This window comes from Micromonospora sp. NPDC093277, assembly GCF_044765245.1.
In the GTDB taxonomy this organism is placed as follows: Bacteria; Actinomycetota; Actinomycetes; order Mycobacteriales; family Micromonosporaceae; genus Micromonospora.
Window position 1 is genome coordinate 1 of record NZ_JBIWJO010000012.1, and the last position, 19,994, is coordinate 19,994.

The 19,994-nt window shown below is 72.9% G+C and carries 21 protein-coding genes; 13 read left to right on the top strand and 8 right to left on the bottom strand.

All coding sequences use genetic code 11. The features are described 5' to 3' along the window. Window positions 1-202 precede the first annotated feature (202 nt). Window positions 203-418, top strand: coding sequence for a biotin/lipoyl-binding carrier protein (locus ACIRG9_RS24285; protein WP_402860121.1), 216 nt, complete (start codon window positions 203-205; stop codon window positions 416-418). After that, window positions 415-924: a GNAT family N-acetyltransferase gene (locus ACIRG9_RS24290; protein WP_402860124.1), complete on the top strand. Its 510-nt coding sequence runs from the start codon at window positions 415-417 to the stop codon at window positions 922-924. The genes ACIRG9_RS24285 and ACIRG9_RS24290 overlap by 4 nt, the downstream gene beginning before the upstream one ends. A gap of 44 nt (window positions 925-968) precedes the next feature. Here ACIRG9_RS24290 and ACIRG9_RS24295 read toward each other — a convergent pair whose 3' ends face one another. Further along, window positions 969-1,538 (bottom strand): TetR/AcrR family transcriptional regulator, encoded by a 570-nt coding sequence (locus tag ACIRG9_RS24295; protein WP_402860127.1) that lies wholly within the window; start codon window positions 1,536-1,538, stop codon window positions 969-971. 114 nt (window positions 1,539-1,652) lie between these two features. Here ACIRG9_RS24295 and ACIRG9_RS24300 point away from each other — a divergent pair, with 114 nt between their 5' ends. Continuing rightward, entirely contained in the window at window positions 1,653-3,236 is a 1,584-nt protein-coding gene (locus ACIRG9_RS24300; RefSeq protein ID WP_402860130.1) for an MDR family MFS transporter, read from the top strand. 97 nt (window positions 3,237-3,333) lie between these two features. On the opposite strand, the gene ACIRG9_RS24305 is transcribed toward ACIRG9_RS24300, so the two are convergent. Continuing rightward, a complete protein-coding gene (locus ACIRG9_RS24305) occupies window positions 3,334-5,154 on the bottom strand; it encodes a tetratricopeptide repeat protein (protein WP_402860133.1) in 1,821 nt (606 codons plus the stop codon). 180 nt (window positions 5,155-5,334) lie between these two features. Here ACIRG9_RS24305 and ACIRG9_RS24310 point away from each other — a divergent pair, with 180 nt between their 5' ends. Both ACIRG9_RS24310 and ACIRG9_RS24315 read left to right on the top strand, forming a co-directional pair. Further along, on the top strand, window positions 5,335-6,366 hold the full coding sequence (locus ACIRG9_RS24310; RefSeq protein ID WP_402860601.1) for an SIS domain-containing protein: 1,032 nt from the start codon (window positions 5,335-5,337) through the stop codon (window positions 6,364-6,366). A 25-nt stretch (window positions 6,367-6,391) separates the two neighbouring features. Beyond that, window positions 6,392-7,939, top strand: coding sequence for a sensor histidine kinase (locus tag ACIRG9_RS24315; RefSeq protein ID WP_402860136.1), 1,548 nt, complete (start codon window positions 6,392-6,394; stop codon window positions 7,937-7,939). A gap of 175 nt (window positions 7,940-8,114) precedes the next feature. Here ACIRG9_RS24315 and ACIRG9_RS24320 read toward each other — a convergent pair whose 3' ends face one another. Next, the gene (locus tag ACIRG9_RS24320; protein ID WP_402860139.1) at window positions 8,115-9,695 is read right to left on the bottom strand and encodes a glycosyltransferase family 39 protein; all 1,581 of its coding nucleotides are present in this window, start codon (window positions 9,693-9,695) and stop codon (window positions 8,115-8,117) included. Between the two features lie 484 nt (window positions 9,696-10,179). Here ACIRG9_RS24320 and ACIRG9_RS24325 point away from each other — a divergent pair, with 484 nt between their 5' ends. The 4 genes from ACIRG9_RS24325 to ACIRG9_RS24340 all read left to right on the top strand — a co-directional run bounded on the left by ACIRG9_RS24325 (window position 10,180) and on the right by ACIRG9_RS24340 (window position 13,613). Then, window positions 10,180-11,886, top strand: a complete 1,707-nt coding sequence (locus tag ACIRG9_RS24325; RefSeq protein WP_402860142.1) for a nitrite/sulfite reductase — start codon at window positions 10,180-10,182, stop codon at window positions 11,884-11,886. Window positions 11,887-11,962: 76 nt separating this feature from the next. After that, a complete protein-coding gene (locus tag ACIRG9_RS24330; RefSeq protein WP_402860144.1) occupies window positions 11,963-12,121 on the top strand; it encodes a hypothetical protein in 159 nt (52 codons plus the stop codon). Next, entirely contained in the window at window positions 12,118-12,882 is a 765-nt protein-coding gene (locus ACIRG9_RS24335) for a phosphoadenylyl-sulfate reductase (RefSeq protein ID WP_402860146.1), read from the top strand. Before ACIRG9_RS24330 ends, ACIRG9_RS24335 begins: the two co-directional genes overlap by 4 nt. Continuing rightward, a complete protein-coding gene (locus tag ACIRG9_RS24340) occupies window positions 12,864-13,613 on the top strand; it encodes a sirohydrochlorin chelatase (RefSeq protein ID WP_402860148.1) in 750 nt (249 codons plus the stop codon). Before ACIRG9_RS24335 ends, ACIRG9_RS24340 begins: the two co-directional genes overlap by 19 nt. A gap of 79 nt (window positions 13,614-13,692) precedes the next feature. Here ACIRG9_RS24340 and ACIRG9_RS24345 read toward each other — a convergent pair whose 3' ends face one another. Together ACIRG9_RS24345 and ACIRG9_RS24350 are read right to left on the bottom strand one after the other, a co-directional pair. Continuing rightward, window positions 13,693-13,950 (bottom strand): WhiB family transcriptional regulator, encoded by a 258-nt coding sequence (locus ACIRG9_RS24345; RefSeq protein ID WP_402860604.1) that lies wholly within the window; start codon window positions 13,948-13,950, stop codon window positions 13,693-13,695. A gap of 445 nt (window positions 13,951-14,395) precedes the next feature. After that, window positions 14,396-15,346: a diacylglycerol/lipid kinase family protein gene (locus ACIRG9_RS24350; RefSeq protein ID WP_402860151.1), complete on the bottom strand. Its 951-nt coding sequence runs from the start codon at window positions 15,344-15,346 to the stop codon at window positions 14,396-14,398. A 43-nt stretch (window positions 15,347-15,389) separates the two neighbouring features. Between ACIRG9_RS24350 and ACIRG9_RS24355 the strand changes: the two genes are divergently transcribed. Continuing rightward, window positions 15,390-15,779, top strand: coding sequence for a hypothetical protein (locus tag ACIRG9_RS24355; protein ID WP_402860154.1), 390 nt, complete (start codon window positions 15,390-15,392; stop codon window positions 15,777-15,779). Between the two features lie 32 nt (window positions 15,780-15,811). On the opposite strand, the gene ACIRG9_RS24360 is transcribed toward ACIRG9_RS24355, so the two are convergent. The 3 genes from ACIRG9_RS24360 to sodN all read right to left on the bottom strand — a co-directional run bounded on the left by ACIRG9_RS24360 (window position 15,812) and on the right by sodN (window position 17,183). After that, window positions 15,812-16,216, bottom strand: coding sequence for an ATP-binding protein (locus tag ACIRG9_RS24360; protein WP_402860157.1), 405 nt, complete (start codon window positions 16,214-16,216; stop codon window positions 15,812-15,814). A gap of 44 nt (window positions 16,217-16,260) precedes the next feature. After that, a complete protein-coding gene (locus ACIRG9_RS24365) occupies window positions 16,261-16,713 on the bottom strand; it encodes a GNAT family N-acetyltransferase (protein WP_402860607.1) in 453 nt (150 codons plus the stop codon). 65 nt (window positions 16,714-16,778) lie between these two features. Further along, the gene (gene sodN, locus ACIRG9_RS24370; RefSeq protein ID WP_402860160.1) at window positions 16,779-17,183 is read right to left on the bottom strand and encodes a superoxide dismutase, Ni; all 405 of its coding nucleotides are present in this window, start codon (window positions 17,181-17,183) and stop codon (window positions 16,779-16,781) included. An 84-nt stretch (window positions 17,184-17,267) separates the two neighbouring features. On the opposite strand from sodN, the gene ACIRG9_RS24375 reads away from it, so the two are divergent. From ACIRG9_RS24375 to ACIRG9_RS24385, 3 genes are all read left to right on the top strand, one after another. After that, a complete protein-coding gene (locus ACIRG9_RS24375) occupies window positions 17,268-17,624 on the top strand; it encodes a S26 family signal peptidase (RefSeq protein ID WP_402860163.1) in 357 nt (118 codons plus the stop codon). Window positions 17,625-17,763: 139 nt separating this feature from the next. After that, a complete protein-coding gene (locus ACIRG9_RS24380) occupies window positions 17,764-18,939 on the top strand; it encodes an NADP-dependent malic enzyme (protein WP_402860166.1) in 1,176 nt (391 codons plus the stop codon). A 69-nt stretch (window positions 18,940-19,008) separates the two neighbouring features. Continuing rightward, the gene (locus ACIRG9_RS24385) at window positions 19,009-19,971 is read left to right on the top strand and encodes a zinc-binding dehydrogenase (protein WP_402860169.1); all 963 of its coding nucleotides are present in this window, start codon (window positions 19,009-19,011) and stop codon (window positions 19,969-19,971) included. Window positions 19,972-19,994 lie beyond the last annotated feature (23 nt).

The window sequence follows — 19,994 nt, forward strand, 5'->3', positions numbered from 1 at the left end:
TCTACCGCCGGGCTGGCGGGATGTGATGCCTGTGGAGGCGGTGTAAGACCTCGGCTTGGGTTCGTCCCGGGGGCGATCGCCGATGAAGCAGGAAGGTCCGCCCTGTGAGGGGAGGGAATCCCCCGCATTTTTCGGGCGGGTGGAGGAAGTCAAGATTGGATACCGTTCGCAGGAACACCGGTGGAGAGGGAGGGTCGTCAGGATGGCCGAGGAGATCCGCGCCGAGATGGTGGCGAACGTCTGGAAGGTCGTCGCGTCGGCTGGGGACAGCGTCTCCGAAGGAGACACGCTGGTGATCCTGGAGTCGATGAAGATGGAGATCCCGGTCGTCGTCGAGTCCGACGGCGTCGTGCAGCAGATCGCGGTCAACGAGGGCGACGTGGTGCAGGACGGTGACCTGATCGCGGTGATCGGTTGACCGGCCTCCTGGTTCGTCGGGCGGAGCCGGCCGACCATCCGGCGGTGGCCCGCCTGACGGTCGCCGCCTACGAGGCGGACGGCCAGCTCAAGGGCGAGCACGGCTACGGTGTGGTGCTCGCCGACGTGGCCGCCCGGGCGGAGACGGGCGAGGTGCTGGTCGCCGTCGACGGGGCCACCGGCGAGGTGCTGGGCGCGGTCACGTTCGTGCTGCCCGGCACCCCGTACGCCGAGCTGTCCGGTCCCGGGGAGGCCGAGTTCCGGATGCTCGCGGTCGACCCGGCGGCGCAGGGGCGCGGCGCCGGGGTGGCCCTGGTCCGCGCCTGCGTGGCCCGGGCGGCCGAGCTGGGCTGCTCGGCCGTGGTGATCTGCGTACGCGCCGGCATGGCCGACGCGGCGCACCGCCTCTACGCGCGGCTCGGCTTCGTCCGGGTGCCGGCGAAGGACTGGTCGCCGCTGCCCGGCGTGCAGCTGCTGGGCCTGCGCCTGGACCTCACCCGGGGCTGACCGATGGCGCCGCCGCCCACCCGAATCGGGGAGGCGGGCGCGGTTCAGTCGTCGGAGCCGATCTTCGCCAGCAGTTCGTCGGCCACCTCGAGGGCGATCTTCTGGCGCTCGTCGTCGGTGATGTCCGGCGCGCGGACCGCGAACCAGCTGCTGTGCACGGCGAAGAGGGTCAGCGCGGCCCGCAGCTGGGCGGCCGGCGTGTCGTCGCCCCGGCACAGCTCGTTGGCGAGGCGCATCATCCGCTCCCGCATCTGCTGCCCGGCGACGAGGCTCTTCAGCACGGTCTGGTTCTGCTCGAAGAAGCGCATCACGGCGGTCAGGTCGCTGCCGAACATCGCCTCCGCGTACCGGCCGATCAGCGTCCGGCGGGTGGCCAGCGTGGCGGGCTGGGTGCGGGCCCACGCGATTAGCTCGTCCATCCGGCGCAGCCGGTCCTCGACGAAGCTGCTGACGATCTCGTCCTTGCTCTTGAAGTGGTAGTAGAGGGCGGCCTTGGTCACCCCGAGCCGCTCCGCGATCTCCCGGAGCGAGGTCTTTTCATACCCCTGCTCGGTGAAGAGCTCCAGCGCGACGGCCTGAATACGCTCCCGCGTGCCGCCTGTGCTCTCCCTCACGTGTGTGCACCACCCAACTTGCTTGACCAATCCTTTTGACCAGCTTACCGTACGGCTAGTAAGGAAACTAGCCGGGCGGCAAGTAAGTCGATCACACTTCGGGGGATTTCACCCATGACGCAGCCAGCCCAGGCGGCAGCCCGACCCGGTGTCCGGGTCGTCCTGTTCGGCCTGATGATCGCGATGATGCTCGCGATGCTCGACAACATGATCGTCAGTACCGCGCTGCCGCGGATCGTCTTCGAGTTCGGCGGGGCCGGCCACTTCACCTGGGTGGTCACCGCGTACGTGCTGGGCACCACGGTCTCGACCCCGATCTGGGGCAAGCTCGGCGACCTCTACGGCCGCAAGACCGTCTTCCTGACCTCTGTGGTCATCTTCCTGATCGGCTCCGCGCTCTGCGGCATGTCCGGCTCCAGCCTCCTCGGCGGAGTCAACGACGGCATGATCGAGCTGATCGCGTTCCGCGCCGTCCAGGGCCTCGGCGCCGGCGGCCTGATGGTCGGTGTGATGGCGATCATCGGTGATCTGGTGCCGCCCCGGGAGCGGGGCCGCTACCAGGGCATGATCGCCGGCATCATGGCCATCGCCATGGTGGCCGGCCCGCTGGTCGGCGGCTTCATCACCGACCACCTCTCCTGGCGCTGGGCGTTCTACGTGAACCTGCCGCTCGGCGGCCTCGCCCTGCTCGTCCTGGCCACCACCATGCACCTGCCGAAATACCGCACCGAGCACAAGATCGACTGGCTGGGGGCCGCGCTGCTCTCCGTCGGCATCACCGCGATCGTGCTGGTCACCACCTGGGGTGGCAACGAGTACGACTGGATCTCCCCGCAGATCCTCGGCCTGGCCGCCCTCGCCGCGGTGACCCTGGTGGCCTTCGGCTTCGTCGAGCGGCGGGCGCCCGAGCCGATCCTGCCGCTGGGGCTCTTCGCCAACCGGAACTTCGCCCTCATCTCGGTGATCGGTTTCCTGCTCGGCTTCGCGATGTTCGGCTCGATGAGCTTCCTGCCGCTCTTCCAGCAGACCGTGCAGGGTGCCTCGGCCACCAACAGCGGCCTGCTGCTGCTCCCGCTGATGTTCGGCATGCTGGTGGTCTCGCTGGTGGTCGGCCGCACCATCACCAAGACCGGCCGCTACCGGGCCTTCCCGATCATCGGCGGCGTGGCGATGGTCGCGGGCATGGGCCTGCTGACCCTGCTGGACCTCGACACCAGCAAGACCGAGTCCTCGCTCTACATGATCGTGCTCGGCGTCGGCATGGGCTTCCTCATGCAGACCTCGATGCTGATCGCGCAGAACAGCGTGGCGCAGAAGGACCTCGGCGCGGCCAGCGGCGCGGCCACCTTCTTCCGCTCGATCGGCGGCTCGTTCGGCGTCTCGCTCTTCGGTGCGATCTTCGCCAACCGGCTCGCCAGCTCGCCCGCCGGAGCCGCGTTCGGCGGTGGTGGCGGTGGCGGCCAGCCCGACCTGGAGAAGCTCAAGCAGCTGACCGGGCCGATGCGCCAGATCGTGCTCGGCGGGCTCTCCGACGCCATCTCGAACGTCTTCGTCTGGGCGGTCTTCTTCACCGTCGCGGTGCCGGTGCTCGCCTGGTTCATCAAGGAGGTTCCGCTCCGCTCGGTGAACGAGGCCCCGGCCGCCGCGGCCACCGAGGAACAGGCCGAGGTCGCCCTCGGCAGCGCGCCCACCGTCTGACCCGCAAGCTCCGCGGCCACGCCGAGCCCCGTCAGGGGTACGGCGTGGCCGCGCCGTCTCCGCCCGAGTTGCGGGCGCGAGGGGCGAGGGCGAGGCGTCAGGCGCGGTGGAAGAGGGCGGCCAGGCGGCGCCGGAATCGGCGCCAGGGTGTGGTCGGGGTGTCGGCCGACGCGGCGGCGATCAGCGTGCGGGCCAGGTCGCGGGTGGGCGGGTCGACGTCCGGGGTGGCCAGCGCCAGGTGCGCCAGCGACACCACGATCGGCATTCGGCGCTCCCGGGCCACGGCCGCCGCGTCGGCGAGCCGCTCGGCTATCACCCCGGCCACGTCGGGGCGTACGGCAGGGTCGACCCAGGCGGCGGTGACCAGCGCGAACAGTGCCGCCTCGGTGACCCAGTCCGTCACGTCCCAGACCAGCTCCAGCAGCACCCGACGGCGGGTGGACTCCGGCCACGGCTCGTCGGTGCGGTGGTGCAGCAGGCCCAGGCAGGCCCAGACCTGGACGCAACGCACCCAGAGCGACGGGTCCTGGCCGGCGAGCGCCCGGCCCAGCGCGGTCGGCGGGGCCTCGGGCGGATGCACCAGCAGGCCGAGCAGGTCGGTCAGGTCCAGCGTGGCCAGCCCGACCGCAGCGTCGTACGCGGCCGGTGGGTGGGGCCAGGCCGGGTGGGCGAGCTGCCGGATCCGCTCCGCGGCCTCGGCCGAGGGCTCCGGCAGGGCGGGCGTCGCGGTGGTGCCGTCGTACCGCCAGAGGGGGCGGGTGGGGGCCCGCAGGGGTTCCCGCGGCTCCGGGCCGGTGACCGCGGTCACCTCGACGTCCAGCCCTGGCACGGCCGCCGCGGTGCGCACCGCGCTGGGCGGTTCGAGCGCGTCGACGCGTACGGCGATCCGGCCGGTGCCCTGCGCGGCGACGGCCCGGCGCAGCGCGTCCGGCACCGGCCCGATGGCCGGGGTCAGCTGCCCGAGCCAGGGCCGGGCGCGGCAGCACTCGGCCAGGTCGCCGTGCTCGTGGCTGTCGTCCGGGTGGTCCCGCACGAAGTCGGTCAGGGCCACCAGGTGGGTCACGTCCCCGTCGCGCTGGAAGCGCAGCCGGTGCGCGGTGTGCACCGCGCAGTCGAACGTGGGGTCCTTGGTGAGAGCCCGGTCGATCCAGTCCAGCGCCTCGTCGAGCCGGCCGTGGTCGGCGAGGGTGCCGGCGATGTCGGCGTAGACCGCGAGGTCGTCGGGGTCGTGCGCGACGGCCCGGCCGAGCGCGGCGAGAGCCTCCCGGATCCGGCCGGCGCTGCGGTACGCGTACCCGAGCCAGACCTCGCCGAGCTTGCTGGGCTGTGCGCGTACCCCTCGGGTGGCCCAGCCGACGGCGAGGGCGGCCTCGCCGAGGCGCCGGGCCAGCGCGGACGCCGCGCCGAGCAGCAGCGGGTGGCCGGGGTGCGCGGTGACCGCGTTGCGGGCCAGCGTGAGGTACGGCCGCAGCGGCTCGCGTAGCCGGCGCGGAACCGGGTCGGACACCGCCGCGCAGAGCTGCATGAGGATCCGGGCGGTCCGCTCGGGTTCGAGTCGTTCGGGCAGCTCGGGGGCGATCACCCAGGGCACCCCGGCCCAGTCGGCGTCGGGGGCGTAGCCGGTTGCCGCGGCCAGCAGGTCGAGCCCCTCCGCGGGCCGCCCCGCGGCGGCGAGCAGGTGGGCGCGGGCCACCACCGCGCCGACGAAGGCGCGGTGGCCGAGCGGGAAGAGTTCCAGGTCGCCGCCGCTGGCCGCGGACACCCGGGCGAGCGTCTCGTGCACCTCGGGCAGCGTCGGGGCCTGGACGATGGCGGCGGCGACGTGCCCCGCGGCGTGCGGCAGATCCCCCTCGTCCAGTGCCAGCCGGGCCAACGCCAGCTCCTCCACCGCGGAGAGCGCGGGATCGTCCTCGGGCACGTCGTCCTCTCGGTGGTCGGCCGGTCGGGCAAGCGTAGGGGATCAAGTGTCCACATGGTGATCCGCTGCGCACTACTGTTCGTTCCGTTGCTCGTTGCTGCCGAAAAGTGCAAGACTGAGCATCGATCGCGCGGCAATCGCGCAGGAAGGGGTCTCTTCGTGACGCGTCCAGGGGCCGGGATGGCCGCCGACATCGCCGAGCAGCCGGCCGGCTACGACCGCCTGCTCTCCGCCGAGCACGCCGGGGCGATCGCCCAGGTCGCGGCGGTGATCGCCGAGCGCCGGCCCCGCCACGTGGTGTTCACCGCCCGGGGCACCTCCGACCACGCGGCGCTCTACGCGGCGTACCTGACCGAGATCCGGCTCGGCCTTCCCGCCGGCCTCGCCTCGCCGAGCACGATCACCGTCTTCGGCGCCCGGCCCGACCTCTCCGACGCCCTCGTGGTCGGGGTCAGCCAGAGCGGCGGCTCGCCCGACCTGGCCGAGGTGCTGCGGGTGGCCCGCGCCTCCGGCGCGCTCACCCTCGCCGTCACCAACAACCCCGACTCGCCGCTGGTACGCACCGCCGAGCTGAGCGTCGACATCGCCGCCGGGCACGAGCGGGCGGTCGCCGCCACCAAGACGTACACCGCCGAGCTGCTCGCGTTGCTGATGCTCGTCGAGGGCGTACGCGCCGGCGACGGTGTGCTCCCCGCCGAGGAGCGAGAGGCCCTCGCCCGCCTGCCCGAGCTGGCCGAGCGCACCCTGTCCGACGCCACCCCGGCGCAGCTCGCCCCGCGCTACCGGTTCGCCGCCCGGCTCGTCACCACCGGTCGGGGATACGCCTACCCGACGGCCCGGGAGGCGGCGCTGAAGCTGATGGAGACCTCGTACCTGCCGGCGCTCGCCTTCTCCGGCGCCGACCTGCTGCACGGCCCGCTCGCCATGACCGACCCCAACGTGCCGGTGCTCGCCGTGGTCGGGTCCGGCCCCGGCGGGCAGGCGATGCGCGAGGTGCTGCCCCGGCTCGGCGAGCGCCGCGCCGACGTGGTGGTGGTCGGCTCCGCCGACGTCGAGGCGACCGCCCGGATGCCGGTGCCCGAGGTCGACGAGCGGTACGCCCCGCTGCTGGACATTCTCCCGCTCCAGCGACTCGCGCTTGCCCTGGCGCTGACCCGCGGCGAGGACCCCGACTCACCGCGCGGGTTGAAGAAGGTCACCGCGACGATGTGACGCCCGGCGTGGCACGCTGTTCAGCGTGTCCACCCTCCGTGAGCTCGCCGAGGAGCACACCCAGCTCCGGCCGGCCGACATCGACCACCTGCACCGGATCGCCGGCGACTGGCAGCTCCTCTCCGACATGTCCTTCGCCGACCTGCTGCTCTGGGTGCCGGTGGACGGCGACGGCACGTTCCTCTGCGTGGCCCAGGTCCGCCCGACGACCGCGCCGACCGCGTACCTCGACGACCAGGTCGGCCGGATCATCGGCGGGCCGGAGGTGGCGCACCTGGAGGTCGCCCACCGGCAGGGCCGGATCTGGCGGGAGGGCGACCCGGTCTGGTACGGCGACGTGCCCGCCCGGCACGAGGCGATCCCGGTGCGGCTGCGCACCGCCGACGGGGAGTCCGGCGAGGTCATCGCCGTGGTCGGCCGGGACACCAACCTCTCCACCGCGCGGACGCCCAGCCAACTCGAACTGAACTACCTGACCACGGCCGACGACCTGGCCCAGATGATCGCCGACGGCACCTTTCCGCCGCCCCGGCATCCGGGCGAGACCACCTCGGCGCCCCGGGTCGGCGACGGCCTGGTGCGGCTCGACGCCAACGGCAAGGTCACCTACGCCAGCCCGAACGCGCAGTCCGCGTACCGGCGGATGGGCTACGCCTCCCATCTGGTGGGGGAGGACCTGGCCAAGCTGCACCGCCGGCTGGCCGGCGACCCGCTCGAAGGCACCGACGCGGGCAACGCGGTGCTGGCCGCGCTGCGTGGCGAGGCCCCGCCCCGGCGGGAGATCGACGCCCGGGGCGCGACCGTGCTCACCCGCGCGCTGCCGCTGATGCCAGCCGGCGTGCCGATCGGCGTGCTGGTGCTGGTCCGCGACATCACCGAGGTACGCCGACGCGACCGTGCCCTGATCACCAAGGACGCCACCATCCGGGAGATCCACCACCGGGTGAAGAACAACCTCCAGACCGTCGCCGCGCTGCTCCGCCTCCAGGCCCGCCGGGTCGGCATGCCGGAGGCCCGGGTCGCCCTGGAGGAGTCCGTCCGCCGGGTCGCCTCGATCGCGCTGGTGCACGAGACGCTCTCCATGTCCAGCGACGAGGCGGTCGAGTTCGACGGCATCGTCGACCGGGTGGCCAGCGCGGCCACCGAGGTCGCGGCCACCGAGGTGACGGTCGGCATGCGCCGGCAGGGCAGCTTCGGCGTACTGCCCGCCGAGATCGCCACCTCCCTGGTGATGGTCCTCAACGAGCTGCTGCTCAACGCCGTCGAGCACGGGTTCCCGCCGACCGGCGAGGAGGGTCCGGCCAGCCCGGACGGCGCGGGGAGGCCCGAGGTGGTGGTCTCCGCGCACCGGTTCCGCAAGCAGCTGCACGTCTCGGTGGCGGACAACGGACGCGGACTGCCCGAGCAGTTCGACGCCGAGCGCGGTGGCAACCTCGGTCTCCAGATCGTCCGGGCCCTGATCACCGGCGAGCTGCGCGGCACCATCGAGCTCCGCAACGGCGCCACCGGCGGCACCGAGGCCGTCCTGGTCGTCCCCCTGGCCCGCACCCCCACCGACCGCCTAACCCCCTAACCCCCCGCCCCTCCCCCCCGGCCCCCGCCCCCTCCCCACCCCCGCGTGCTCAAGAGCCGCACAAATTCACTGAAAGAGTGGCTTCCCGGCGCGTCGAGGGCACTCTTTCCATGAAGTTGTATGGATCTTGGTGCGAGGGCGAGGGCGAGGGCGAGGGCGAGGGATGGGGTGAGGGTCAGCGGGTGAGGAGGGCGACCGTCAGGCCGGGGCGGGGCCAGACCTGTGCGACGGTGAAGTTGTCGCGGAGGGCGGTGCCCTTGGCGGCGGGAACGGTGGCGAGCGGGTCGGTACGCCGGCCGGCGACCACCAGCCAGACCCGGTTCACGCCGGCCAGGCACGTCGCGGGGCGGGTGCACTCGCTGGCCCAGAGGTCGGCGCGCTGCCCCTGGTCGCGGACCGTCAACACGTCACGGGGCTGCCGCGACCCCAGGTGGTAGGCCATCCCCAGGTCGAGGAAGAGCCAACTGTCCCGGGGCGAGTACACGATCGCGTCGCCCGGCCGCTCGTGCGCGGCGATCACCTGTGCCGCGCCCCGGTAGTCGACGGGGGCGGTACGCGGCCACTCGTGCGTACGGCGCAGCGCCGCCTGGTCGGGCAGGCCGAGCGCCCCGGCCAGCGCCACCACGGCGAGCGCCGGCGCGAGGCGTACGCCGGCCAGCGCCGCCCCGGCCAGCAGGCACGCGAACGGGACGGTGAAGAACAGGTACCGGGCCACCCACAGCGGCACGGCCGTGCCGGCGGCGAAGAGCAGCAGCACCGGCAACAGGACGGCGGCCCCGGGCAGCAGGGCCCGCCGGCCGAGCCGCCCCGCGCCGAGCGTGGCGAGACCGACCAGCAGTCCGCCCAGCACCCCGCTCTGCGCCAACCCGCTGGGCAGCCCGGTCAGGTCGGCGGGGCGGGCCAGGTCCACCCAGTCGAGCTGCCGGGACCGTTGCGACCCGGCGAGCAGCACCAGCGGGGTGACCAGCAGCAGGCCGGGCAGCATCGCCGCCAGCCACCGCCAGAGCAGGCCGGGACGGGCCCACCGCCGGCCCGTCCCCGCTCCGCCCCGACCGGCCGTCGCACCGGGGCCGGTCCGGCCGCCCGGGCCGCCGGCCTCCGCTTCGCCGGGGTTCGCCGACCCGCTGAGGCCGGCTTCCGTCGGGCCGCGCGTCGCGGCGAGCAGCACCACGAGCCCGTGCGCGGTCAGCAGGGTCACGGCGATCAGGTGGGTCAGCCCGAGGGCGGCCACGGCGAGGGCGTAACCGGCCCAGTGCCGCCACGTCGGCCGGCGTAGCGCCACGACCAGTAGGCGGGTGGCGGCCACGGCGAGCAGCGCGGCGAGGGCGTACGGGCGGGCCTCCTGGCCGTACCGGGAGGTGCTCGGGAGGACGGCGAGGAGCAGCCCGGCCAGCAGTCCGGCCCGGGGGCCGGCGAGCCGTGCGCCGAGTTGGGCGGTGAGCGCGGCGGCCCCGGCCATGGCGAGCGCGGACGGCAGCCGCAGCGCGGTCGGCGAGGCGCCGGCCAGCGCGATCCAGCCGTGCAGCAACAGGTAGTACGGCCCGGTCGCGGCGTCGATCGTGCCGGCCAGCCGGACCAGGTCGCCGACCGGGCGCGCGGCGGCGCTCCAGGTCGCCAGCTCGTCGCGCCACGGCTGGGCGTGGCCGATCCCGGTGAGGGTGACCGCCAGCGTGAGCAGGGCCGGCGGGCACCAGACCAGCCAGCCTCGGCGGGCACCGGTCGTCCCGGCCGGTCCGGACTCCGAGGCTGTGCTCACATTCCGCAGCGTCACACAGTGGCCGTGCTCCCGGGCCGGTCCGCCGATTCCCGGCTGATCGACTCGGGTGGCCGCACGCCGCGCGCTCACCGTGCGTCAACGCCCCGCCTGCCGCGCGCTCACCGTCCGTCAACGCCCGACTGCCGCACGCGGAGTGGATCATGGCTGGCTGCGCACGACCGTCGATGGGTAGGGGTGGCCCGTGATGTGGGATCACACTTCCGGCCGTTGGCCGGCAGCCGATCGATGTGGGAGCATGAGCCCATGACCGCCGCTGTCGTCCGCCGCTTCGTGGCCCGTCGCCACGTTGATTACGGCCGCGTGCGCAGCGCGATCTGTCCGGCCCACTGACGACGCCCGACCCATTTGTCTCGGGCGCGCCCGCGCGCCGGCCGTCTCCGACATCGCCGTCCGCGGCCCTTTCCAACAGGGCCGGCCGCCGCGTATGCGCTCCCGGGCACAGGAGACAACGGAGGACGCCGCGATGGCGGTCAGCAGTACCCCCACCCGGTCCGAGAACCCGCCCGCCACCCGGGCGCCCCGCCGTCCCCGGGGCGAGGGGCAGTGGGCGCTCGGGCACCGCGAGCCGCTCAACCCCAACGAGCGGATCAAGAAGGACGACGATCCGCTGAACGTTCGCGCCCGGATCGAGACCATCTACGCCCACCGGGGCTTCGCCTCCATCGACCCGCAGGACCTGCGCGGCCGGTTCCGCTGGTGGGGGCTCTACACCCAGCGCAAGGCGGGCATCGACGGCGGGCGGACGGCCGTGCTGGAACCGCACGAGCTGGAGGACGAGTTCTTCATGCTCCGGGTCCGGGTGGACGGCGGCGAGCTCAACCTGGCTCAGCTCCGGGTCGTCGCGGACATCTCCCGGGAGTTCGCCCGGGACACCGCCGACATCACCGACCGGCAGAACATCCAGTTCCACTGGATCCGGGTCGAGGACATGCCGGAGATCTGGCGCCGGCTGGAAGAGGTCGGCCTGCAGACCACCGAGGCGTGCGGCGACTGCCCCCGGGTCGTGCTGGGCAGCCCGGTCGCCGGGGTGGCCCGGGACGAGGTGCTCGACCCGACCCCGGCGCTCGACGAGATCGTCCGCCGGTACGTCGGTGACAAGCGGTTCTCCAACCTGCCCCGCAAGTTCAAGACCTCGATCTCCTGGCTGGTGGACACGCCGTACGAGGCGAACGACATCGCCTTGCTCGGGGTGGAGCACCCGGAGCACGGCCCCGGCTTCGACCTCTGGGTCGGCGGCGGCCTCTCCACCAACCCGATGTTGGCCAAGCGCCTCGGTGTCTGGGTGCCGCTGGCCGAGGTGCCGGACGTCTGGGCCGGCGTGGTCGGCATCTTCCGCGACTACGGCTACCGCCGGCTGCGCAACCGGGCCCGGCTGAAGTTCCTGGTCGCCGACTGGGGGGTGGAGAAGTTCCGCGAGGTGCTGGAGAAGGAATACCTGGGTCGTACGCTGCTCGACGGCCCGGCCCCGGAGCTGCCGGCGAGGCCGGTCGACCACATCGGTGTGCACGCCCAGCGCGACGGCCGCAACTACGTCGGTGCCGCCCCGGTGGTGGGCAGGGTCTCCGGGCCGCAGCTCGCCCGGCTCGCCGACCTGGTCGAGGCGCACGGCAGCGGCCGGGTGCGGCTCACTCCGTACCAGAAGCTGCTGGTGCTGGACGTGGCGCCGGAGCGGACCGACTCGCTGGTGGCGGAGCTGCGCCGGATCGGCCTGGAGGCGCGGCCGTCGGCCTGGCGGCGCGGCACCATGGCCTGCACCGGCATCGAGTTCTGCAAGCTGGCCATCGTCGAGACCAAGGCCCGCGGCGAGGAACTGGTGGCCCGGCTGGAGGAGCGGCTGCGCGACTTCGACGCCGATATCTCCATCCATCTCAATGGCTGCCCGAACGCCTGCGCCCGCACCCAGGTCGCCGACATCGGCCTCAAGGGCCAGCTGGTGGTCGGCCCGGACGGCCGGCAGGTGGAGGGCTTCCAGGTGCACCTGGGCGGCGGCCTCGGCATGGCGCAGGGGCAGACCGCCGGCTTCGGCCGCAAGCTGCGTGGCCTGAAGACCACCGCCGATCAGCTTCCCGAGTACGTGGAACGGCTGGCCCGTCGCTACCTGGCCGGCCGGGCCGAGGGCGAGACCTTCGCCAACTGGGTGATCAGGGTCGACGAGGAGGAACTCCGATGAGCGGGCGTAGCGAGCGAATCAGCCAGTTCAGCGCCTTGATGGCTCATCGTGGCGCCGAGCGTAGCGAGGTGACCCGATGAGTGATGTCCGATCCGTGCCGTTGTACTGCCCGTACTGCGGCGAGGAGGACCTGCGGCCGAGCGAGGCCGGGCACGGCGCCTGGGAGTGCCACGCCTGCGCGCGGGTCTTCACGGTGAAGTTCACCGGCCTGCTCAGCCGGGGGGTGGCGCGATGAGCGGCCTGGCTTCCGCCGTCGGCCTGGGCCTGGTCGGGGTCGGCGGCTCGGCACCCGCCGACCCGGCGCGGCGAGACCCGGAGGAACTGCGCGCGTTGGCGGAGGAGGCCGCCCGCGCTCTGGCGGACGCCCCCGCGCTGGAGATCGCCCGCTGGGCCGCCGAGACCTTCGGCGACCGGTTCTGCGTGACCAGCTCGATGGCCGACGGCGTGCTGGCCCACCTGGTCTCCCGGGTCGCGCCGGGCGTCGACGTGGTCTTCCTGGACACCGGGCTGCACTTCCCGGAGACGCTGCGGGTGCGCGACGAGGTGGCCCGGCGGCTGCCGGTGAACGTGCGGTCGATCCGGCCGCGGATGACCGTCGGGCAGCAGGACGGCGAGTACGGCCCCCGCCTGTTCAGCAGGTCGCCGGACGAGTGCTGCCAACTGCGCAAGGTCGAGCCGCTGGAGCGGGCGTTGACCGGGTACGACTCCTGGGCGGCCGGGCTGCGCCGGGATGAGTCGCCGACCCGGGCCAACACCCCGGTGGTGGCCTTCGACCCGCGGCGCGGCAAGGTCAAGGTGAACCCGATCGCCGCCTGGACCCAGCGCGACGTGGACGCCTACATCGCCCGCTACGACATCCCGGTCAACGAGCTGTTCGGCCGGGGTTACGGCTCGGTCGGCTGCTGGCCCTGCACCCGCCGGACGAAGGCGGGGGAGGATCCGCGGGCGGGCCGGTGGGCGATGTTCGAGAAGACCGAGTGCGGCCTGCACACCTGAGCGCCGATCCACCGGTGGTGCTGGTCGCGCACGGCAGTCGTGACTCGCGGGCGGCCGAGGCGACCCGGGCGCTGGCCCGGGCCGTGGCGGCCGCCCGCCCCGGCACCACCGTGCTGCCCAGCTGGCTGGACCACACCGAGCCCGGCCCGACCGCCGTGCTGCGGGACCTCGCCGCCGCCGGTCACCCCCGGGCGGTGCTGGTGCCGTTGCTGCTGACCGCCGCGTACCACCGGAGGGTGGACATCCCGGCGGCCGTGGCCGCGGTCGGGCAGGGCGGGCCGGCGATCGACGTACGGGTCACGGACGTGCTCGGGCCGGCGGACGGGCGGGTGGACGGCGCGTTGTTGGGCGGGTTGCGTCGCCGGCTGGCCGAGGTGGCGCCCGGCGGGTACGACGCTCTGGTGCTGGCCGCGGCGGGCACCCGGGACTCCCGGGCGCGCGGCTCGGTGGGGCGGGTCGCGGCGGCCCTCAGCGCCGAGTTGGGCGTCCACTGCCGCGTGTCGTACGCCTCGGCGGCGCCCCCGGGGGCCGGCGTCGCGGTGGCGAAACTGCGGGCCGGCGGGGCGCGCCGGGTGGCGGTGGCCGCCTACTTCCTGGCCCCGGGCCTGTTCCACGACGCCGTGCGGGCCGGTGCGGGTGCGGCTGGTGCGGTCGCGGTCGCCGACCCGCTCACCGACCTCCCCGAACTCGCCGATCTGGTCCTGCGTCGGGTCGACGCCCGACTCGGGTGATCGGTCGGTCGGTGGGGGCGGCGCAGCAAGACGCCCCGGCCGGTGACCCGGCCGGGGCGTGTGGCTTGCGTTGGTGCGATCAGGCAGAGTGAGCGCGCAGCACCCGGAAGCCGCCGCGGCGCTTAACCGCGCGGCGCTCCTCCTCGCTCATCCCACCCCAGACGCCGGCGTCCTGACCGGACTCCAGCGCCCACTGCAGGCAGTGGTCGGTCACCGGGCAGCGCCGGCAGACGGCCTTGGCCTGCTCCACCTGCAGGAGGGCCGGGCCGGACGTCCCGATCGGGAAGAACAGCTCCGGGTCCTCGTCGCGGCAGACGGCATCGTGGCGCCAGTCCATGGCGGCAACACTCCTCATTCTTAAGTGGGTGGCCAGATAAACGCTTTGGTGCTTTCCCGATATGCATCCGCGTTGCCGATTGGTGACGGTCAGCATCCATCAATTCGGCGCTGCGTGAGCGGGCTGCGGGTGTCGGGACCTGCTGGAAGAGCTCAACCTGCCGAGCATATCCAGGCAATGTCCCGGTAACTCAAGTTTGCTTGTGAATACTTTCACGAACTACAGGGATGTCAAGGGTGCCGCTCGGAAAAACTCCGAACAGTGAGCGGGCTCACCACCCTTTTGTCCGGGTTTCAGAGCGCTCTGGTTACCCGGCGTACCACAGTTGAGGATCAATGTAGTACAGTCTGCGTGACATTGCTGACATTTCCGGCACCTTTCGTCGGTGTGGCGGGTCGCCTTGGGGGCGGCGGTAGCCGCGTCAACCGACGGGAGTACCCGAGACCTAACAGATTACTCTCAGTGCGGCCGGAACGGATGTGAATCTGACTTTCTCCCGCTCGCCCAGGTAGTCCCCGTCGAGCTGGAAGGCCAGCGGACGGGCCGAGAGCAGGGTGAACTCCGGCGCGTCGTGCAGCTGGAGCACCTGGCGGCCGTGCGGGTCGGGCCGACTGGAGAAGAATTGCGTCACCGTGCGTGCGGTGCTGCCCACCCGGAGTTGCCGCATCGCGAGCACGTCCAGCCCAAGATCGAATGACGCATCCGGGTTCGGGTTGATCTCCCGCTCACCCAGATAGGTCCAAGGCGCGGTGTTCTGGATGATGACGGTGGCCAATTCGGTCTCCGCGGTTTCGCCCGGGCGCTCCAAGGTGATCGAGGGATGCCGGCGGTCCGAGGCGAGGAAGTACTGGCTCACCGTCGAGCGCAGATAGAGCGCCGGCGTGGACACCCGGCCCCGTCGGCGGGCCTGCTCGACCCGGTGGATCACCGCCGCGTCGATCCCGAAGCCGGCGCAGAAGGTGAAGTAGCGGTCGTCCGCCCGGCCCAGGCCGACGGTGCGGGACCGGCCCAGGCGCAGCCCCTCCAGGATCATGCTGGCCCCGTCGGCCCACTCACGTGGCAGGCCGAGCGCACGGGCGAAGACGTTGGTCGAACCACCCGGGACCGTGGCCAGGGCCGGCAGCCGCTCCGCCGAGGTCGCCCCGGTGCGGAAGGTCGGCGGGTCCGCGGTCATCAGACCGTTCACCACCTCGTTGACCGTGCCGTCGCCGCCGAGCGTGACCACCAGGTCGACGCCCTCCTCGGCGGCCTCCCGGGCCAGGTCAGTGGCATGGTCCCGTCGGCGGGTGTAGCGCACCGACAGGTCGACTTCGCTGCGTAGCGCCCGGACCAGGACGTCCCGGCTGCGCTCGCTGGTGGTGGTGGCCTTCGGGTTGACCACCAGGACGGCCCGCATGGGCGGCACTGTACCGCGCCTACCCACGGGTATCGTGTCGGCCGTGACGATCGACTCCGACCCGGTCCCTGCCGCACTCCGCTGGGCGGTCCGGCTGCTGCGCACCGAAGCGGTGGCGCTCGGCCTGGTCGCGGCGTGGCTGATCTGGTCCGACCTGACCGCGCGCAGCACCGACCTCACCTCGGCGTTGTGGGTGACCGGGTTCGCGGTGGCCGGGGCGGCGGCGCTCTGGGCCCTCGGCGGTGCGCTGGTACGCCGCCGGGCGGGCGCCCGGGCACCGGCCATCGTGCTTCAGCTCATGCTGCTGCCGTTGGGCTGGTACATGATCCAGGGCGGGCTGGGCTGGCTGGGGCTGCCGCTGATCGCGCTCGGCCTCGGGGTCAGCGGGCTGTTGGTGAGTTCCCCGACCAACCGCGCGCTCGGCTTCCACTGATCCGTACCCCCCACGGGGCGGCGGCGGGCCGGTCAGTAGCCGGAGCGGCGGGTCAGCAGGGAGATGGTGGCCCGGCCGTCGGCGGCCCGGGCGGACGCCTCGGTGGTCAGTGCGGTCAGCACCTTCCAGGCGAAGGACGACTGGGAGGGGAGCGCGGCCCCCCGAACCGCGGGCACGGTCACCTCGACGGTGAGGGCGTCCTCGGTGACCGCGAACCGGCACTCCAACTCGGCGTTCCGGGTGGCGATGGCGAGCAGCATCGCGCACGCCTCGTCGACTGCGATGCGCAGGTCCTCGATCTCGTCGAGGGCGAACTGGAGCCGGGCCGCGAGGCCGGCCGTGGCGGTGCGCAGCACGGCGAGATAGCCGCCGTCGGCAGGCACGGTGAGGTGCACGACATCGTCGTCGGTCGTCGGCTGGCCGGTCAGTTGAGTCACGCCTCATCCCCCCGGTCGGGGACTCTACCCGGTCAGGTGTCGGGCTATGTGACGACCGTCGCCTTCCCGGCGAGTTCGTGTAACGCCCCGCCGGTGAGCCGGTACGGGACCCACTCGTCCATGGGCGTCGCCCCGATGGACGCGTAGAAGCGGGCCGCCGGGTTCCAGTGGATCATCCACCACTCCAGCCGCCGGTAGCCGCGCTCGATGCAGATCGCGGCCAGGGTGGCGAGCAGGCGGCGGCCGACGCCGGTGCCCCGGGCGGCCGGCCGGACGTACAGGTCCTCCAGGTAGAGGCCGTGCACGCCCTCCCAGGTGGAGAAGTTGAGGAACCAGAGGGCGAAGCCCACCGGCTGCCCCGTCGCGTCCATCGCGACGTGCCCGAAGAGCGCGGGCGCGCTCCCCGGTGCGGTCGGGAAGAGCGCGGCGGCGAGCTGCTCCTCGGTCAGGTGACACTGCTCGGGGGCCCGCTCGTAGTCGGCGAGTTCGTGCACCATCGCGACGACGGCCGGCACGTCCTCGGGACGCGCCGGCCGGATCGTCGGTGCCTGGTCAGCCAGGGTCACGCCTGCTTGGTCTCCCAGAAGATCTTCGAGATCTCGTCGATCTTGGCGAGCAGCTCGTCGGCCTTGGACGGGTCGGTCGCGCCCTTGGCGCCCGCGGAGCCGGCCAGCTTGGTGGCCTCGTTGAAGAGCTGGTGCAGGTGGGGGTACTTCTCGAAGTGGGCCGGCTTGAAGTAGTCGGTCCAGAGCACCCAGAGGTGGTGCTTGACCAGCTCGGCCCGCTGCTCCTTGATCAGGATCGCCCGCGTGCGGAACTCCGGGTCGGTGTTGGACTGGTACTTCTCGCAGATCATTTTGACCGACTCGGCCTCGATCCGGGCCTGCGCGGGGTCGTAAACGCCGCACGGCAGGTCGCAGTGGGCGCTGACGGTCACACGGGGCGTGAGGATGCGGGGAAGGCGCATCAGGGTCCTCCATGGGATGTTTGCGATGATCCAAGCCGACATTACTCCTGGAGATGCTCCCCGGCGGGCGGGAGGTGAAACCCGGTGGGTGCCCCGAACGGCTCCGCCGCGCCAGTGCTGCGCGGCCCGCTGGCGGCCGTGCTGGTCACCGGCCCCTCCATGGCGCCGACCCTGCGGCACGGGGACGCGGTGCTGGTGCGTACCGGCGGTCGGGCGGTACGTCCCGGCGACGTGGTGGTCGCGGTCTTCCGCAGCCGCCCCGACCTGCTCGTCGTCAAGCGCGCGGTCCGCCAGCAGGACGGCGGCTGGTGGGTACGCGGCGACAACGACCTGGTCACCGACGACTCCCGGGCCTACGGGGTGGCCGACGTGCGGGGCCGGGTGGTGGCCCGGTACTGGCCGCGTCCCGGGCTGGTCGGCGGTCGTCAGCGGTGGATATGACCCCGCTCACACACGGGTGACGGGTGTCTGACTATGCTCGGAAAGTGCCCGGGTGACCCCCGCACCGCCGCCCCGCTGGCCGCTGACCATCGCGAGCCGAGCCGGCCGGTCCGTCTGCACGACAGATCCTGGAGTCACCATGCCTTCGTCCACCCCGGACCTCGCTGACCCCGTCTTCCGGCTGCACGCCGGCGGCAAGATGGCCGTCACCTCGACCGTGCCGCTCACCAGCCGGGAAGACCTGTCCCTCGCGTACACCCCGGGAGTGGCCCGGGTGTGCGAGGCGATCGCCGCCGACCCCGGCCTCGCCGACGACTACACCTGGATCTCGCACACCGTCGCCGTGATCACCGACGGCTCCGCCGTGCTCGGCCTGGGCAACATCGGCCCGCGCGCGGCACTGCCCGTGATGGAGGGCAAGGCGGTGCTGTTCAAGCAGTTCGCGGGCGTGGACGCGGTGCCGATCTGCCTGGACACCCAGGACGTGGACGAGATCGTCGCGACGGTCCGGGCGCTCGCCCCCTCGTTCGGCGGGATCAACCTGGAGGACATCAGCGCGCCGCGCTGCTTCGAGGTGGAACGCCGGCTGGACGAGGCGCTGTCCATCCCGGTTTTCCACGACGACCAGCACGGCACCGCGATCGTGGTGCTGGCCGCGCTGCGTAACGCGGCGACCCTGCTCAACCGCAAGCTCGGCGACCTGCGGGTGGCGGTGAGCGGGGCCGGAGCGGCCGGCGTCGCGGTGACGAAGATGCTGATCGCCGGGGGAGTGAACCCGGACCAGGTGGTTGTCTGCGACTCCAAGGGCATCATCGGCCGGCACCGCGAGCTGACCGGGACCAAGGCCGAGCTGGCCGAGACCACCAACGCCGACGGCCGGCAGGGCGGCATCACCGAGGCGCTGCGCGGCGCGGACGTGCTGGTCGGCGTCTCCGGCGGGCAGATCCCGGAGGAGGCGGTGGCCGGGATGGCCTCCGGTGGCATCGTCTTCGCGCTCGCCAACCCCACGCCCGAGGTGCACCCCGAGGTGGCCGCACGGCACGTCGCGGTGGTCGCCACCGGGCGCAGCGACTACCCCAACCAGATCAACAACGTGCTCGCCTTCCCCGGCGTGTTCCGGGGCGCGCTGGACGCCCGGGCCACGCGGATCACCGAGGGGATGAAGGTGGCCGCGGCCGACGCCATCGCGGGCGTGGTCGCGGAGACGCTCACCGCGGAGGCCGTCGTGCCCTCGGCGCTCGACCCGCGGGTCGCCCCGGCCGTCGCCGAGGCGGTCGCCGAAGCTGCCCGCCGCGACGGCGTCGCCCGCCGGTAAGGAAGGGCCCCTTCCTAACGCATCTGGTCTAGGAGGGGCCCCTTCTTAACACCCGCTCTCCTTGTTACGGTGCCGATCATGCGTGCTGCCTATGCCTCCGCCTTCGACGACGACAACCCGCTCACCACCCTTGTCGTCGGCGATCGGCCCGAGCCGACCCACCCCGATCCGGACTGGGTCACCGTGCGGGTCCGGGCCAGCTCGCTCAACCACCACGACCTCTGGTCACTGCGCGGGGTGGGGCTCACCGGGGACCAGCTCCCGATGATCCTCGGCTGTGACGCGGTCGGCACCGACCCGGACGGCAACGAGGTGGTCATCTACCCGGTGGTGCCCACCCCGGGCGACCCGCGCGGGATCTCCATCCTCTCCGAGCACTTCTCCGGCACGTTCGCCGAGCGGGTGGCCGTACCCCGGATGAACCTGCTGCCGCTGCCGGCCGGCCTGTCGGCGACCGACGCGGCGTGCCTGCCCACGGCCTGGCTCACCGCGTGGCGGATGCTCACCACCAAGGGTCGGGTGGCCGACGGCGAGTCGGTGCTGGTGCAGGGGGCCGGCGGGGGCGTGGCCACCGCTGCCGTCGCGCTCGGCGTCGCGCTCGGCAAGCGGGTGTACGCGACCAGCCGCGACGCCGCGAAGCGGGAGCGGATCGCCGAGCTGGGCGCGACCGCGCTGGAGCCGGGCGCCCGGCTGCCGGAGCGGGTCGACGTGGTGATCGAGACGGTCGGGGCGGCCACCTTCGACCACTCGTTGAAGTCGGCCGCGCCGATGGCCCGGATCGTCGTCTCCGGCGCCACCTCCGGTCACGAGCCCAAGGTCAACCTGCGCCGGGTCTTCGCGATGCAGCTGGAGATCCTCGGCACCTCGATGGGCACCCTGGACGAACTCGCCGAGCTGCTCGCGTTCTGCGCCGAGCACCAGGTACGCCCGGTGGTCGACAGCGTGGTGCCGTTCAGCCGGATCGAGGAGGGCTTCGCCCGCCTCGCCTCGGGCGACGTCTTCGGCAAGGTCGTGATCGACCACACCGCCTGAGCCCACACCGGTCCCGATCCTCC